A 15084-nucleotide genomic window follows, 5' to 3' on the forward strand; every position below is an offset into this window, starting at 1 on the left:
CATTTTCATGAAAGTCGCTTTTGTTTCCGTATTCCCTGCCGTTCCCGCCAACGAGGGTGCGCGGAACAGGATTCTCCAGCTGACACGCGCCGTGCGTAGCCTCGGACATGAAGTGCATTTCGTCTATGTCGATACTCCGATGATAGCTGATTTCGATCCCGCGGCCCATGAGATAGAGTTTGGGTCCGGGCATATGCACGTCGTGTCCAGGGAAACATGCGGGTTTGCAGCACGGCTCATCGACGACTTCAGGTTCGAGATTGGGTTGACCGCATTTCGAACCCGTCGGAAAATTCAACGGCTCCTTGGCCGCGACAGCGGTTTCTACAATTACCTCGACGAGTTCTATTATCCGGAAATAGGCAGGCAGGTCCTGGATATTCAGCGTCGACTCGGGATTAACGCCGTTATCGTCGAATATGCCTTTCATTCGAGAGCTTTTCTTGGGCTGCCGGATGATGTGCTTCGCATTCTCGACACGCACGATTCCTTCGCCGATCGTCATAAGGCGTTCGTGAACACGGCCAACAGATTTGGGTACTGGTTCTCGGTTCCGCCGGACGTGGAATGCAAGGCATTCCGCCGCGCCGATGTCGTTGTCGCCATACAGGAAGAAGAGGAACGTTCGTTCAAGCAGCGGCTGGCAGGAGAGCCGCCGGTGGTTGAAACGGTGAGCCATATTCTGGATCTCGGCCAGAGAGTGGAAGACTTCACTTCCGCTGATTTTCTGTTTCTCGGTTCAGGCAACGACGCGAACGTCATTTCTCTCAATAGTTTCCTTCACAATGTCCTGCCTTTGGTGAGCGCGGCCCGTCCGGACATCCGCCTGGTGCTGGCAGGTAGCATATGTGGCAAGGTCGAGGACATGGAGGGGGTTCTCAAGCTTGGCCGGGTGGAGAACTTGAAGGATGCGTTCGCACGCGCGCCACTTTCCATCAATCCCATCACGCTTGGCACGGGCATCAATATAAAACTGCTTGATGCTCTGGCTGCGGGTGTCCCAACGATCAGTACCCATACGGGTGTGCGGGGGCTTTCGGAACGATATCGTGGTGGCGTGATTGTCGTTGAAGATAGAGATCATCAGGCCTTTGCCAATGCCATTATCAGGCTCTCTTCCAATCGGGAGCAGCGGCAGGAATTGGGAAACAATGCGTTCCTTGACGCTGTCGAATGGAACCGCCGGCAAATGACGGTGCTCGGCAATATTCTGAAGGGCAAATAAATCGCGATTGTGATGCGTCTGGCTGGTGCAACCTGATCCAACGATGGCAAGCCATCAGGCAATAAGTCGTGGCCCCGCATCCGTGAGCTTTAGAATGGTAAGCCTGCCCGTCGTAAACGCGCCGGTGTCGATGCCGATCCGTTGCGGACCTGTCTGTGGTTCCGGCGCCGGCGTATGGCCGTGAATGATGAGAAGGTCCAGTCCCGCCCCTTCCGACAGGAAGGGTTCCCTGATCCACAACATGTCCTCATCGGTCTGCGCCTCAAGCGGCACTCCGGGTTTGAGGCCGGCATGAACGAAAAAATAGGGTCCCATGCGGACGCAGACAGGCAGGCTGACTAGAAGTTGCCGATGGGCCTGCGGGATCGCGCCAATCAGCGCATCCCTGAACGGCTGGAGCCGCAGACGACCGTTGTTGATGAAGTAGCTGATATCGACCCCGTAGGACAGAAGCGTCTGGCGGCCGCCGAAATCCAGCCAGTGCATGTTGTCTTGCGGATTTTCGAGGAAATCGCTGAAGAGTTGTTCGTGATTGCCGCAAAGCGAGATGCGGCGCAGGGGCGCCGGCGGTGGTTGCAGCAGATGCTGGAGAACACCGCAGGAATCCCGGCCACGATCGACATAGTCGCCCAGAAGAATAACCAGAGCGGGGGATGGATTGCTTGCGAGATCGGCAAGGATTTTCTGTTCCGCCTGCAAAAGCAGATCGAGGCTGCCATGGACGTCGCCAATGGCATAGATCGGAAAAGACGGAGATTTGTCGCCGAGGTCTATTCTGCGCCGCCTCCGGTCGTCGCGGGGGGCTGGCTGTTTACGACCGCGAATCCAGTTGAGCACTTTAGGCATAGATGCCGATACTGTCTCTCTTGCACGAGGTCAAGAGTGTTGAAAGCCAACGCCACAGAGCCCGTAAAACCTGGGTCCATGCAACGGCTGCGGCATCCGCCAAAGCCCTGTCGGACAAAGCTATCCGGGGCAGGGAATTGCGAAAGCCGTTGTCGATTTTCGCAAGGCGCGCCGCGCCAATTGAAGAGGAACGGAGCGCCCCCTTCCTGTTCGAAGATGACTATCCTGTGCGAGATAGACCTAGAGTTTCAGCCAGACACGCGGGTTTTCGTGTGACTGGATCTTGATCCATTTCAGGTCAACCGCTTTCCAAGGTTTGACGACGTTGGTGCGGTTGTCCAGCACCAGATCGCCCTGGCTGGTGCTGACGACCAGAACGGCGTGGCCTATGCCGGTGGAGGTGCGGGCGGTGGCAATGCGCAGGGCGCCCGAGGGCCAGCCGGCGCGCAGAAGGCGTTGCCGCTTGGTCACCGCGTAGTCGTCACAGTCACCGCTTGCGGGGTTCAGATTCCATTCGTCCTGTCCGTCCGCTTCGCTTGTATAGATTATCGATGTGTTGATCTCGGCGTTGATGCGCTGGAGTTCCGTGCGCTTCTGCTTGGTCAGTTCGACCGTGTCGCGATCGCCAATCCGGACACATTGGTCGGCGGCGTCGTCGCAAAATTTTGCGAAGGCGATGGGTGCAATTGTCGGGCGGCTTGTCGTCATGAACAGGCCGGGGCGCGATGCGGTCGGGTTCTGCGCCAGGCCGGCAAGCGGGGCGGCCGATGCCATTGTCGCGATGCTTGCCGCCACGCTGACGGCAACTGCCAAAGTCTTTGCCAGACGGATTTGTCTCTTCGCCATGTCTCTGCCTCTGCCCGGTTGTTGTCTCTTGTGCATGGCAACATAGCGACCCTTCGTTGCGGGCCGTTTAAGTCGATAGATTGCTTTTTAGCGAAATCCAATTTTATTAAAGCGAGATAGAACAGCGGGGAAACCGCTGCGATTGCGCTTACTTGCAGCGGGTGCGGCCCTCGGCATCTATGATACATGTCTGCTGTGGCACAGCGTTTCGGTACTCACGCCGCGTATCGGTTGAGTTGCTGCGACTTGCCGGCGGCCGGTCGTAATTGCGGTAGACCTCGAAATTGCGCCCGCCGATCGTTCCCTGCGCACCGCCACGGCCATCCGGCGTGACTTCGAAATTCTGATATTGCTGGGCAGAAGCGGAAGCGGGCAGGACCATGAGCACGGCAAAGGCGCCAGCCGCCAGGCCCTTCCATAACGCTGCCGTTTGGTGCCTGCGCGAGATCATGGCCGTTTCCTTCCCTCGACAGAACGATAGATACGCATTCTGCTTTCCCAATCGTTCGTCGCGTTGACTATATCACTGATCTCGCATTGAGGGTGAGAACGAATATAGCGTTCGTCGGCAGGCGAATCGCTTCGGTACCGCTGGGGGCATCACCAGATAGTGGCCAGACGACTATCTCGCCGCCCGATTGTCCGGATCGCAAAAAAGACGTTTTTAGAGCTGAAAAATTAAGCTCTTCTCCGCTGCATTTATGGGCTTCACAATCCTGTAACAACGGACCTAATATACAAGTGCAGATGCCGAATCGATCAGGAGAAGCCCTTGACGATTGCAGTTTCACCACAGGCCCTGCCGGCGCTCGTTCTGAACGCAGACTACAGGCCACTGAGTTATTATCCCTTGTCGTTATGGTCCTGGCAGGACGCGATCAAGGCCGTCTTTCTAGACCGTGTGAACATCATTGCAGAATATGATCACGCGGTGTCGTCACCCAGCTTTTCCATGCGGTTGCCGAGCGTCGTCAGCCTCAAGACCTATGTCCAGCCCACCCGCAACCCCGCCTTCACACGCTTCAACGTGTTCCTTCGGGACAAGTTCGAATGCCAATATTGTGGCACGCGGGACGACCTGACCTTCGATCACGTGATTCCCCGCGCCCATGGCGGCGAAACCACGTGGCACAATGTCGTGGCGGCCTGCTCTCCCTGCAATCTTAGAAAAGGCAGCAAGCTTCCCAAGCAGGCGGGCATGTTCCCGGCGCAGAAGCCTTTCCAGCCGACGGTTCAGGACTTGCACAATAACGGGCGGCTGTTCCCGCCCAACTACCTGCACGAAAGCTGGATGGACTATCTTTACTGGGATACCGAGCTGCAGCCCTGATCCTTTGAGGACTGCAACGCGGCTTTTCCGTTTAACGGCTTTTCCGGCTCGCGCCAAAAAAGGCAACGGCCGCAAGCGCAACGCTTGCAATGACATTCCAGCCGGCAAACGAAAGGCCGAGCACCCGAAGTGCAGCGTCGTTGCAGGAGGGTGCCTTGATGGCATTCAGATTGCCAAGCAGGTCACCGGCATTGGTGGTGATGGATGGCGCACCCGTGGCGCAGGTGATAGGCCCTGCCCAGAAACCCCATTCCACACCAGCGTGATAAACACCAAGCCCGGCGCCGATCAGCATCGCCACGCCAATGAGGGCGAGAAGCAGCCGCGTGATCTGAACCGGCAGCTTGAAGATGCTGGTCGCTATGGCCAGAATACCCAACGGAATGGCGTAGTAATAGGGATCGCGCTGCAAAAGGCACAATGCGCAGGGCGTATAACCGCCAATATGCTGGAAACCGAGGGCGGAGCCGACAGTAAAGATCATTCCCGCCGTTACGCCAAGAGCGGCGAGCGTGCGGCTGTTGTCGGCGGTTGTTGCAGTGGCCATAATGTTTTCCCCAAACTTCACGAAGAAGCAGATATCCCGAACGGGCTTTCAAAAAGGCGGGCGTGATGGCGAAATTAAGTCGCCGGTTCAACGGTGTATTCCCGGATTCGTCTAATCCAGTCCTTTGCATCTGGCAAATGAAAGCCCGGTAATATTCGAGCGGCGAATGAGCAAAGTTTCGTGAGTGTCTTGATGGCCGCGAAGCAATCGACCGGTCTTTCTGAAAGACCGGAATAAAACGAAGAAAATCAATATGATTTTTAGGTAATGGTACCCCAAGCCGGGATCGAACCAGCACTCCTTGCGGAACCGCATTTTGAGTGCGGCGCGTCTACCAATTCCGCCATTGGGGCAACGGTGGTAATGCCACGGCGTCTATCACGGCCAATGGCATGCGTGCAACCCCAAAGCTGATTTTTCCTGTCTAATGACGTGCGTTTGCAGCCTTCATTTCAGAGCTTTTACCGGGCGTGGAATGAAAGGAGAGTGGCGTTTGTCCGTCCCGTATCGGTACACCGACGGTTGTGGCGTTAAAGCAATATTAGATACCACTAATAAATTAGAATATACACAATTGCTAATTGAATTATGATGTTTGCGTGGAGTTTCCACGCGGGGCGGGAGAAGCCAGAACTCATAGGAGGAAATTATGAGGGCGCTTTCTCGCAATTTGTTACTGTCTGCCTGTCTGATTTTACCGGTCAACGCCCACGCGCTGGATATCGGGATTGGCGGTGAGAACGGGGTGAATGCCAGTGTGGGCGGCAATGGCAGCGGTGGGCTCGGTGTCGACGCTTCCGTTGGTGGCAGCAATGGCGTCAATGCCAGCGCTGATGTCGGCGGCAGAAGCAGTGGCGGACTGGGCGCGGATGTCAACGCGTCGGTCGGTGGCAGCAGCGGGGTTAATGCGGATGTCAACGCATCCGTCGGCGGCTCGAGCGGTGTCAGTGCGGGCGCCAATGCTTCGGTTGGCGGCTCCAGCGGCATCAATGCAAATGTTGGTGCGAATGTGGGCGGATCGAGCGGTCTTGGCCTTGGTGTCGGGCTTGGCATCGGCGGCTCCAGCTCGCCAGGCAATCCGGCGAACCCTGGTAATCCGGGCAATCCTGGAAACCCCGGCAACACGGGGCCGGTATCGCCCGGTGGCATGCGCAATGCCATACAGGCCTATAACGACATGTCGCGAAACGAGCAGATCAAGCTTGCCCGTCGTTGCGTCGATATTCTCGGCGGCGGATATGACGCCGCACTGACGCAATTGTGCAAGATGATCCGGACGGCCTCGCGCTGACGCAGCGTCAGCCCCGTGGATAGTCCGATACCAAACCGAAGGATGCTGCGGCATCCTTCGGGATTAACTGTTCTTGCGCCCGAAGGAGAGGATTTTCTGGCGCAGGCTGCGGGCGAGGTTGCGGGTGTTGCGATACATGTCCACCTGCGTGGAAACCTGTCGCACGTCACGGTCGCTGTTCTGCGCAAGCCCGACGACCAGAGTGCCCATTTCCTGCCGTTCCTGCCAGAAGCGGCTCATGATCGGATGATCGGGCACTGCGCAGCTGTCGCTGCGCAGAATATTGGCGTCGTCCAACTGCCAGTCGGTCAGTTTCTGCACCAAAAGTTTGCCGGGTGAAAACCGCGAATAGGATTCGTCAAAGGCGGTCTTCCACGTATAGGCCTCGCCAGCCGTCATGAAGACGATCATGGAGGCGATGGCACTGCCATTGAGATCGATGGTGTGAATGCGCACTGCATCCGCTTCGGCCAGATTTGTGATTGCCTCGCGGGCGAAGGCGGCGCGATAGCGGTCATTCACCAGCGCGCTGCGTTTGCGGCCTTTCCAGCCACTCGCTTCCAGCGCCAGGAATTCCTCCATGCGGTAGCGTATGTCCTTCGGTTGCCGGGTAACGGTGTAGGAAAGGGCCCCGAGTTTTTCGAGCTGTCGCCACTGCCTGCGCATTTCCCGCAAATGATGTGGCGCAAGTGAATTACGCAGATAGGCTTCGCCGTCCAGAAGGCTCTCCAGCATCGGCCGCTGATAGTTACCAGTCGTCGTCACCGGCAGGTTGCGGCTGATTGCTATGGCCTTGAACATCCGGGCAAAAGGCCCTTCAAGCCGTACATCCGGCAGTACCAGAACATTCGGCAGGCGCATTTCCCGGTCGGAAAGGGCATCGAAAAGATTGTCGAGCGTTTCTGCGGCACCTTCGGTATCGACCAGCGGCGTGCCGAGAGGGCCGAAGGGGTTGGCCCAGCCACGGATGATGGAGGGACCGATGGAAAAACCCGGCTTTTCCACGGTGAAGGGCATCAGAAAGCGCATGCGGCTTCTAGCGCCGTTCTCGTCGCGAATAAGGGCGAAGCGCACGGACTTGTCATCGATACGCGGCATGGCGGGTGCAAGAAGCCGCCCTGTGAAGAAGACATTTGCCTCCATGACGCGGTTGGACAGGAAGTCGAGTTCTTCCTGCATGTCGTAACCGAGCCGGCCAGGATAGATGCAGAATTCGCGGCCGTCGCGTCCCACGCGCCGGCTGCTGTCGGCCACGGGTCGGTCACGCTCCGTAGACGCCATCAGCGCAGCGATGCGCGGGTCCTGAAAATCCGGATTCTTTGGGTCGCTGGACATGCTTATCGTTACACCGCCTTCCCAGTGTCTTGACCCGCCCGGGGATCGTTGAAGGCAAAAAGGACGATCCCGAGTGTGCGGCGAATGGCAATATGCAATAGCACAGCTTCTATGCACATTGCTATCGCCACAGCTGCCGCAGCGCCAGTCAGACCATAGACCGGAATCAACACCATGTTGAGTATAATGTTACAACCGAAGATAATAATATAAAGAGCTACGCACAATTTTTGTTTGCCGGCCATATTCAGCAGCGTTTCTCCCGGGCCGATCAGTGCTTTTGCGAGGAAGCCGGCAAAGAGGAAGAACATCAGCTTGTAACCCTGTACGAAGCCGGGACCGAACAGGGACAGCAGAAACGGCCCTGCCAGAAGCACGAGACAGCCAACGGCAAGCGATGGCCAGAAGGCCCAGCGCGCCGCCTGGCTGGCGAACCCGGCCAGCCCCTGCCTGTCATTGGCAGCAATGAGCGCGGCCAGACGTGGGGCCGCAGCCGCCTGCACTGAAAAAAACACGAATTGCATCAGCACGATGGTTTTTGCCGCGGCAAAATAGATGCCGACCTGATCCGGCGGCAGATATAGACCGACGATTACTACATCTGAATTGGTCATCAAAAAACCGATGCCGTCGATCAGGAACATCGGAAAGGCAAACCGTATCCACGGACGGAAATGCACCCTGCGGGCAGCGCTGCGGAAATGCCGGTTGAGCCGGCGGTTCATGAACACGAAGTGGAAAAGCGTGGTGACATAGGTGGCCAAAAGGGCCGCAAGCATCGCTGTCGTCGCGGTTTTTTCCGCGCCGAGACGGATCGCCACCAGCATGAACAGCAGGATCAGCACCGGGCGGATGATATAGGTGGGGCTGAGGGCTGAAACCGCCCAGCCGTTGGCACGAGCTGTCCCGTTCAGCACATCGCCAAGCGCCACCATCGGCAGGGTGAAAAGCGCCAGCGAAACCGGAATGAGGTAATAGGCGGAGATGCGCTCGCCGAAGAAATACAGGAAGACGAAACCGAAAAATGCAAGCGCGCTGGCCGAAAGCATGGCGAAGAGGCGCGCTGTCGAGGTCAGACCCATGATCTTGTCGTGGGCATCCTCCAGGCGGTAGCCGGGCAAAAAGCGGATGACGGTGGTGTGAAAGCCGAGACAGGAGAGGTTGCCGAACAGGATGACCAGAACCCAGACAAAGGCGAACAGGCCATATTCGAATTCGCCCATCAGGCGGGCAAGGATGATCTGGGAGATGAAAGCGATACCGGCACTGATGATGCGCACCGCAAAGGCGACGAGCGCCATGCGCTGGGCCCGGGAGACATCGTCTCTGCCGGAAACGACGACGGCGATTTTTGCCCCCAGCGGCGCCAGTTTAGCGCGCAGGCCTGCGGGTAAGGCTTTTTCCGCCGTGTTGAGGATAGCCATAATCCACACGCCATCATTTCCAGTTGAGTAGGCAACTGGATTATAAGCACCTTATCATTAACGAAGGGTTTGGGAGACAGGCACCTGTGTGCCGATATTGGCCACCTGCCTCGGTTTGCGGATCCCGTTGAAGAGAAAAAGGGCAAGCGGACTACGGCGTATCGCCTGATGCAGCAGATAGGCCGTTATCGTGGTGGCGACGACGATGATGGCGAATTCCAGGATCGGCGGCAGCGAGATCAGGATGAAGAGGGTGCCGAAGGCATAAATCAGCGGGTGGTGAAACAGGTAGATGGTGAAGGAAGCGTCGGTCATTCTCCTGGCAAGCCAGCTTGGCCGGTCGAAAAAGCGGCAGGCGATGTCGATCAGCACGCGGCTTGCCGCCACGGCGGCGATTGCGGAGACGAGTACCAGCAGGGCCGAGTTCGAAAAAGGATATTCCAACCGCAGCGTGACCGCTGCCGCGATCGCGGCAAACGCGATGACGCCCGTGAGGATGCCCGTCTGGCGGAAGCGGTGAAAAAGAGCCCGGTCGCGATGAAGCAAAGCCCCGATAAGGAAGAACGGTACGTAACGCGCGTAAGGGTCGGAGGCCCGTTCATAGAGAACGAGAAGGCTGTTCCCATTTTTGCCAGCAAGCAGGCCCGAACCGTAAACCGTCAGCTCCCATAAAACAGGGAAGGCGCAGAGCGCTGCGAAAAACGCGGCAGGATATTGACCCCGCATCCTGCCGAACCAGTCTCTTGCATGGGCGAGGGGCGGGCGCCGCGCCAGAAATAGCAGGCCGGCAAGCAGACCCGAATAGATGATAAGGGCGGGTAGGAACCATAGATGCATGATCCATTGCTCACCCGGAAGCAGCAAATCCGGCAGGTTCGCGAGCAGCCGGTCGGCGGGAATATCACCTTTGGCGATACCTGCCAGTTTCAGCAGGAAAAGCTGCGATGGCCCAAGCAGGAGCACGGCCACGATGAAAGGGACGCCAAGGCGAAGGAAGCGCTGTCTGAGCCATGGCATCTTGCCCTTCCTGCCGATGACCATGGTGGAAAAATAGCCGGCCACCAGAAAAAACGAAGGCATGCGGAAGGTGACGAGCGCTGCCCCAAGCGCGGTCAGGACTGGGCTGGTCTCGAAATCCTTGATGTCCCAGGGCAAAGCATAGCTGTAGAGCAGGGAGGCGTGATAGGGTATGCCGAGCAGCATGAGGAGTGCCCGCAACGGGTCCCAATAATGCTCATAGTCTGATTTGCCCGGTTGCATTTTCCCCTCGCGTGACGAACGCGATCCCGCCTGATCCGTAACGATCAACACGACTATTGGTGGAAAACGCTAATAAACCCTTCATGCCCCCGACGGGGTGGGCGGGGCCTTTTTCTTGGGCATGAGGTCAAGCACCAGTGCGCAGCCCAGAATGATGATGCCGGCACCGAACAGCTGGGGAAGCGACAGGGGTTCGTCGAGCACCAGGGCGCCAACAAGCACCGCCACAACGGTGACGGCAAATTCCACGCTGATCGCCTTCGTTGCGCCGATCGAGGAGACCAGCTTGAAATAGGTGATGTAGGTCAGGCCGCTCATGACGACCGCCTGTATCAGAAGATAACCGTAATCGACGAGATCGGGCGTTCCGGGCAAGGGCACCGCGAAAAGAAGCGGCAGGGTCATCAGGCCGCCTGTCAGGAAGGAACCGATGGTTATTTCCCAGGATCCAACCCCCTTGAGGTGCAGGCTCGCAAAATTGCTGCCATAGGCGGCACAGATGCAGGCGGCGACAGCGGCAGCACAGCCAATGACAAAGCCGGATGTGACAGGAACAGCGGGAAAACCAACGAGCAGGACGATGCCGGCAAAGCCGATGACGAGACCGGCAATACCCTGCCGCGTCAGGCGTTCCAGACCCCAAATCTGCGAGATCAGCATTGAAAAAAGCGGGATGGTCGCCACCAATATGGCTGCCATCGCAGTGCCGATCTGAGGCGTCGCATAGGACAGGCCGATCAGTTGCCCGGCGACCGTGGTTGCGCCGACGATTGCGAAAGCGCGCCAGCTTGCGGAGAATACCAGCTTCCGGCGTGCCGCACGCGCAATGAGAAAGAGTGCTACAGCGGTTATGAGCGAGCGAAGCGTGACTGCGCCAATCCAGCCGAAGGCTGCGACGACATGTAGAAGCAGCAGGAAAGACACGCCCCACGTAATCGCGAGAAAAATATAGGCGGCAAGATCGCGAGGGGCCATGAAAGCAGTTTCCGCAGGATGATCCGGCTCCCATATGGAAAGTGCCGATACCAGTCAACACCCCGACCAGCAGCAATGATCCTGCCTAAACAAAATCGCCCGTAACGCAGGTTACGGGCGATCGATTGCTGGCATAAAGCCCTGGCCTTTTACGCCTGTTCGTAAACGCCGTGGCAGTGCTTGTACTTCTTGCCCGAGCCGCAGGGGCACATTTCGTTGCGGCCGATACGGCCCCAGGTGGCGGGGTTGTTCGGGTCGCGGTCCTCGGCCGGTACGAAAGCGACCGGCACGCCCTGCGCCATCTCATCTTCCCCGGTGACGGGGTCGAGGTGATGCGCGGTCATTTCCGGCAGCTCCGGCTGCTGCGGTTCCTGCTGCACCAGTTCCACGCGCATCAGTTGCGCGGTGACGGCTTCACGGAGGTTGGTAAGCAGCGACTGGAACAGCTCGAAGGCTTCCGCCTTGTATTCCTGCAATGGATCGCGCTGGGCGTAACCGCGGAAACCGACGACGGAACGAAGGTGATCGAGGTTGACGATGTGTTCGCGCCACAGATGGTCGATTGTCTGAAGCACGACCGAGCGCTCGACATAGGTCATGATCTCCGGGCCGAAACGTTCTGCACGTTCAGCGGCGTATTTGTCCGCGGCCTCGGTAACGCGCTGAAGAATGTCGTCCTCGGCGATGCCCTCTTCCTTCGCCCATTCCTCCACCGGCAGGTCGAGGTTCAGGAACTGGGCGATACCGGCCTTGAGACCGGCGATATCCCACTGTTCGGCATAGGCATTTTCAGGAATATGCTTGGTGACGAGCGCTTCGATCACTTCGTGGCGCATGTCGGCTGCGGTTTCACCGATATTGTCGGATTCCATCAGCTCAAGGCGCTGCTCGAAGATGACCTTGCGCTGATCGTTCAGCACGTCGTCATATTTCAGCAGGTTTTTGCGGGTCTCGAAGTTACGGGCTTCAACCTTCTTCTGGGCGCGTTCCAGCGCCTTGTTGATCCACGGATGGACGATGGCCTCGCCGTCCTTCAGGCCGAGCTTCTGCAACATGCTGTCCATGCGCTCGGAACCGAAGATGCGCATCAGGTCGTCCTGAAGCGACAGATAGAATTTCGAGCGACCGGGGTCGCCCTGACGGCCGGAACGGCCACGCAGCTGGTTGTCGATACGGCGGCTTTCGTGGCGCTCGGTCGCGATGACGTAGAGACCGCCGGCGGCAAGCGCCTTTTCCTTGAGAACCTTGATCTCTGCGCGGATGGCCGCTTCCTTCGCATCACGCTCCGGACCCGGCTCCATGCCTTCCAGCTCGCGCTCCAGACGCATCTCGACGTTGCCGCCGAGCTGGATGTCCGTACCACGACCGGCCATGTTGGTGGCGATGGTGACCGCACCGGGAACACCGGCCTGCGAAACGATATAGGCTTCCTGCTCGTGGTAACGGGCGTTCAGAACCTGGAAATCGGTAAAGCCGGACTGGCGCAGCATGTGGGCCAGAAGCTCGGATTTCTCGATGGAGGTCGTGCCGACGAGAACCGGCTGACCACGATCGTGCGCCGCCTTGATCTCGGCGATGATGGCAAGGAACTTCTCTTCGCCGGTACGATAAACCTCGTCGTCCTCGTCGATACGCTGGATCGGCAGGTTGGTCGGCACCTCGATGACGTCGAGACCGTAGATGTTGCCGAACTCTTCCGCTTCCGTCGATGCCGTACCGGTCATGCCGGCCAGCTTTGCATACATGCGGAAGTAGTTCTGGAAGGTGACGGAAGACAGCGTCTGGTTTTCCGGCTGGATCTGCACCTTTTCCTTGGCTTCCAGCGCCTGGTGCTGGCCTTCGGAATAACGGCGGCCCGGCATCATGCGGCCGGTGAATTCGTCGATGATGACGATCTCGTCGTTGCGGACGATGTAGTCCTTGTCGCGGGTGAAGAGCTTGTGGGCCTTCAGCGCATTGTTGATGTGGTGAACGATGGCGACGTTTTCGATGTCGTAAAGCGATTCGCCCTTGAGCAGGCCCGCCTGCCGCAGCAGGTTTTCGAGCTTCTCGGTGCCGTCTTCGGAGAAGTTGGCCGAACGCTGCTTCTCATCGATTTCGTAATCTTCCGGCGACAGAAGCGGAATGAAGGCGTCGATGGTGTTATAGAGATCGGAGCGGTCGTCCAGCGGGCCGGAGATGATAAGCGGCGTGCGCGCCTCATCGACCAGAATGCTGTCCACTTCGTCGACGATTGCGTAGTTGTGGCCGCGCTGCACCATCTGGGCGCGATCATATTTCATGTTGTCGCGCAGATAATCGAAGCCAAGCTCGTTATTCGTGGCGTAGGTGATGTCGCAGCCATAGGCCTCGCGGCGTTGGTCGTCATCTAGCCCGTGCACGATCACACCGGTCGTCAGACCGAGGAAACGGTAGAGCTTGCTCATCGTGGCCGCGTCGCGCTGGGCGAGGTAGTCGTTGACGGTAACGACATGCACGCCCTTGCCGGCCAGCGCATTGAGGTAGACCGCAAGGGTCGCCACCAGCGTCTTGCCTTCACCGGTCTTCATTTCGGCGATGGCGCCCTGGTGCAGGATCATGGCACCGGTCAGCTGCACATCAAAGGGTCGCATGTGCAGAACACGGCGCGACGCCTCGCGGGCGACGGCAAAAGCCGGGATCAGCAGATCGTCCAGCGATTTGCCGTCCGCAAGCTGCTGGCGGAACTCCGCCGTCTTTGCCGCCAGCGCGTCGTCGGAAAGAGCCTTGGTGGCTTCCTCCAGCGCATTGATGGCTGCGATCTTGCTTTTATAGGAGCGGACGCGGCGTTCATTTGCCGAACCGAACAATTTGCGGGCTATTCCGCCGAGGCTGACCATCTTACTGGCCCTTTCTGAAATTCCGTTTTCGCAGGCGGTTTTTTCCATCACGCCGATTTCGGCAACAAATGACGGACTTCGCCCTTCAACGTATCTGGACGCGAGGTTGCGTGACAGATAAGAGGGGGGGCAAATGATGTCAACGGTTCTGCCCGTTACAGAATGGCCACAATCCGGTGTTTGGAAGTTTTTTCAGAGCCGGAAACCATGTCTGGAGCCGGCATTGTCCCCGAAAGGTTCAAAATGTTGCGCTATAATAAAATTGCGGCTGCGGTGATTGTGGCCACGCTCGGCCTCCAGTTTCCTGCCTTTGCACAGGAAGACAAGGTTGTCGCCAAGGTTGGCGATCTGGAAATCCACCAGTCCGAACTCGACCTTGCCATGGGCAATCTCGATCCGCAGCTCGCACAGCTTCCCGACGAGCAGAAAAAGGTCGCAGCCCTTTCCGGCGCGATCGACGTCAAGCTTCTCGTGAAGAATGCCAGCGCCGAAGGTCTGGAAAAGACCGAAGACTTTAAGAAGCGCATGGAGTTCATTCAGGACCGTGAGCTGCACAACGCCTATTTCCGCAAGCATGTGGTTGATGCTGTCACCAATGAAGAGGTGAAGGCGCGCTACGACAAGGAAGTCGCAGCCTTGCCGAAGGAAGAAGAAATCAAGGCAGCCCATATTCTGGTTGCAAGCGAAGACGAAGCCAAGGACGTCATCAAGCAGCTTGATGCGGGCAAGGATTTCGCAGCACTTGCCAAGGAAAAGTCGACCGACTCCAACAAGGATGATGGCGGCGATCTCGGCTGGTTCGGCAAGGGCCGCATGGTTCCGGAATTCGAAGAGGCCGCTTTCGGTCTCGAAAAGGGCGCCTACACCAAGACGCCTGTCAAGACGCAGTTCGGCTTCCACGTCATCAAGCTGGAAGACAAGCGCATCGCACCGCCGCCGGCTTTCGAGCAGGTCGAGCCGCAGGTTCGTCAGCTTGTCATGCGTGACAAGTACGTTGCCCTCATCGAGAAGGCAAAGGCTGACCAGAAGATCGAAATCATGGATGAGACGCTGAAGAAGGGCTACGACGAAGCCACGAAGGAACAGCAGGCACAGCCGCAGCAGTAATAAAACCGTGTTACGGGGCGGCCACAGGCCGCCCCGCTTC

At 58.0% G+C, this 15084-nt stretch carries 13 protein-coding genes and 1 tRNA gene; 4 read left to right on the top strand and 10 right to left on the bottom strand.

All coding sequences use genetic code 11. The features are described 5' to 3' along the window. The first annotated feature begins 7 nt into the window (after window positions 1-7). Window positions 8-1225: a glycosyltransferase family 4 protein gene (locus AC5SEO_RS01890; protein WP_013761736.1), complete on the top strand. Its 1218-nt coding sequence runs from the start codon at window positions 8-10 to the stop codon at window positions 1223-1225. A 54-nt stretch (window positions 1226-1279) separates the two neighbouring features. Here the strand turns inward: AC5SEO_RS01890 and AC5SEO_RS01895 are convergent, their stop codons facing one another. The 3 genes from AC5SEO_RS01895 to AC5SEO_RS01905 all read right to left on the bottom strand — a co-directional run bounded on the left by AC5SEO_RS01895 (window position 1280) and on the right by AC5SEO_RS01905 (window position 3368). Further along, window positions 1280-2071, bottom strand: a complete 792-nt coding sequence (locus AC5SEO_RS01895) for a metallophosphoesterase family protein (protein WP_013761735.1) — start codon at window positions 2069-2071, stop codon at window positions 1280-1282. 240 nt (window positions 2072-2311) lie between these two features. Further along, window positions 2312-2917: a transglutaminase-like cysteine peptidase gene (locus AC5SEO_RS01900; RefSeq protein ID WP_076845506.1), complete on the bottom strand. Its 606-nt coding sequence runs from the start codon at window positions 2915-2917 to the stop codon at window positions 2312-2314. 148 nt (window positions 2918-3065) lie between these two features. Then, a complete protein-coding gene (locus tag AC5SEO_RS01905; RefSeq protein ID WP_174068893.1) occupies window positions 3066-3368 on the bottom strand; it encodes a hypothetical protein in 303 nt (100 codons plus the stop codon). Between the two features lie 321 nt (window positions 3369-3689). Between AC5SEO_RS01905 and AC5SEO_RS01910 the strand changes: the two genes are divergently transcribed. Then, window positions 3690-4247, top strand: a complete 558-nt coding sequence (locus tag AC5SEO_RS01910) for an HNH endonuclease (RefSeq protein ID WP_003511248.1) — start codon at window positions 3690-3692, stop codon at window positions 4245-4247. Between the two features lie 31 nt (window positions 4248-4278). On the opposite strand, the gene AC5SEO_RS01915 is transcribed toward AC5SEO_RS01910, so the two are convergent. Both AC5SEO_RS01915 and AC5SEO_RS01920 read right to left on the bottom strand, forming a co-directional pair. Further along, window positions 4279-4794, bottom strand: coding sequence for a disulfide bond formation protein B (locus AC5SEO_RS01915; protein ID WP_013761732.1), 516 nt, complete (start codon window positions 4792-4794; stop codon window positions 4279-4281). 268 nt (window positions 4795-5062) lie between these two features. Beyond that, window positions 5063-5147, bottom strand: a tRNA-Leu gene (locus AC5SEO_RS01920). A 296-nt stretch (window positions 5148-5443) separates the two neighbouring features. Between AC5SEO_RS01920 and uppQ the strand changes: the two genes are divergently transcribed. Continuing rightward, window positions 5444-6085: a polysaccharide biosynthesis GNAT family N-acetyltransferase UppQ gene (gene uppQ / locus AC5SEO_RS01925; RefSeq protein WP_019564818.1), complete on the top strand. Its 642-nt coding sequence runs from the start codon at window positions 5444-5446 to the stop codon at window positions 6083-6085. Window positions 6086-6148: 63 nt separating this feature from the next. On the opposite strand, the gene AC5SEO_RS01930 is transcribed toward uppQ, so the two are convergent. From AC5SEO_RS01930 to secA, 5 genes are all read right to left on the bottom strand, one after another. After that, entirely contained in the window at window positions 6149-7420 is a 1272-nt protein-coding gene (locus tag AC5SEO_RS01930; RefSeq protein WP_003511245.1) for a GNAT family N-acetyltransferase, read from the bottom strand. 8 nt (window positions 7421-7428) lie between these two features. Then, window positions 7429-8844 (bottom strand): Wzx-type polysaccharide biosynthesis protein UppV, encoded by a 1416-nt coding sequence (uppV, locus tag AC5SEO_RS01935; RefSeq protein ID WP_174068959.1) that lies wholly within the window; start codon window positions 8842-8844, stop codon window positions 7429-7431. 57 nt (window positions 8845-8901) lie between these two features. Then, the gene (locus tag AC5SEO_RS01940) at window positions 8902-10104 is read right to left on the bottom strand and encodes an acyltransferase family protein (protein WP_174068884.1); all 1203 of its coding nucleotides are present in this window, start codon (window positions 10102-10104) and stop codon (window positions 8902-8904) included. Between the two features lie 81 nt (window positions 10105-10185). After that, window positions 10186-11079: a DMT family transporter gene (locus AC5SEO_RS01945; protein WP_065704351.1), complete on the bottom strand. Its 894-nt coding sequence runs from the start codon at window positions 11077-11079 to the stop codon at window positions 10186-10188. A 149-nt stretch (window positions 11080-11228) separates the two neighbouring features. Beyond that, window positions 11229-13937 (bottom strand): preprotein translocase subunit SecA, encoded by a 2709-nt coding sequence (secA, locus tag AC5SEO_RS01950; RefSeq protein WP_038495808.1) that lies wholly within the window; start codon window positions 13935-13937, stop codon window positions 11229-11231. A gap of 243 nt (window positions 13938-14180) precedes the next feature. Between secA and AC5SEO_RS01955 the strand changes: the two genes are divergently transcribed. Further along, window positions 14181-15044: a peptidylprolyl isomerase gene (locus AC5SEO_RS01955; RefSeq protein WP_013761725.1), complete on the top strand. Its 864-nt coding sequence runs from the start codon at window positions 14181-14183 to the stop codon at window positions 15042-15044. The last annotated feature ends 40 nt before the right edge of the window (window positions 15045-15084 follow it).

The organism is Agrobacterium sp. K11 (assembly GCF_059429395.1).

Excerpts from the sequence above, each read along its gene's own strand:
- AC5SEO_RS01895 (WP_013761735.1), bottom strand. The coding sequence starts at position 2,071 with ATGCCTAAAGTGCTCAACTGGATTCGCGGTCGTAAACAGCCAGCCCCC.
- AC5SEO_RS01890 (WP_013761736.1), top strand. The coding sequence starts at position 8 with ATGAAAGTCGCTTTTGTTTCCGTATTCCCTGCCGTTCCCGCCAACGAG.
- AC5SEO_RS01955 (WP_013761725.1), top strand. The coding sequence starts at position 14,181 with ATGTTGCGCTATAATAAAATTGCGGCTGCGGTGATTGTGGCCACGCTC.
- AC5SEO_RS01915 (WP_013761732.1), bottom strand. The coding sequence starts at position 4,794 with ATGGCCACTGCAACAACCGCCGACAACAGCCGCACGCTCGCCGCTCTT.
- AC5SEO_RS01930 (WP_003511245.1), bottom strand. The coding sequence starts at position 7,420 with ATGTCCAGCGACCCAAAGAATCCGGATTTTCAGGACCCGCGCATCGCT.
- uppV (WP_174068959.1), bottom strand. The coding sequence starts at position 8,844 with ATGGCTATCCTCAACACGGCGGAAAAAGCCTTACCCGCAGGCCTGCGC.
- secA (WP_038495808.1), bottom strand. The coding sequence starts at position 13,937 with ATGGTCAGCCTCGGCGGAATAGCCCGCAAATTGTTCGGTTCGGCAAAT.
- AC5SEO_RS01940 (WP_174068884.1), bottom strand. The coding sequence starts at position 10,104 with ATGCAACCGGGCAAATCAGACTATGAGCATTATTGGGACCCGTTGCGG.
- uppQ (WP_019564818.1), top strand. The coding sequence starts at position 5,444 with ATGAGGGCGCTTTCTCGCAATTTGTTACTGTCTGCCTGTCTGATTTTA.
- AC5SEO_RS01945 (WP_065704351.1), bottom strand. The coding sequence starts at position 11,079 with ATGGCCCCTCGCGATCTTGCCGCCTATATTTTTCTCGCGATTACGTGG.
- AC5SEO_RS01900 (WP_076845506.1), bottom strand. The coding sequence starts at position 2,917 with ATGGCGAAGAGACAAATCCGTCTGGCAAAGACTTTGGCAGTTGCCGTC.
- AC5SEO_RS01905 (WP_174068893.1), bottom strand. The coding sequence starts at position 3,368 with ATGATCTCGCGCAGGCACCAAACGGCAGCGTTATGGAAGGGCCTGGCG.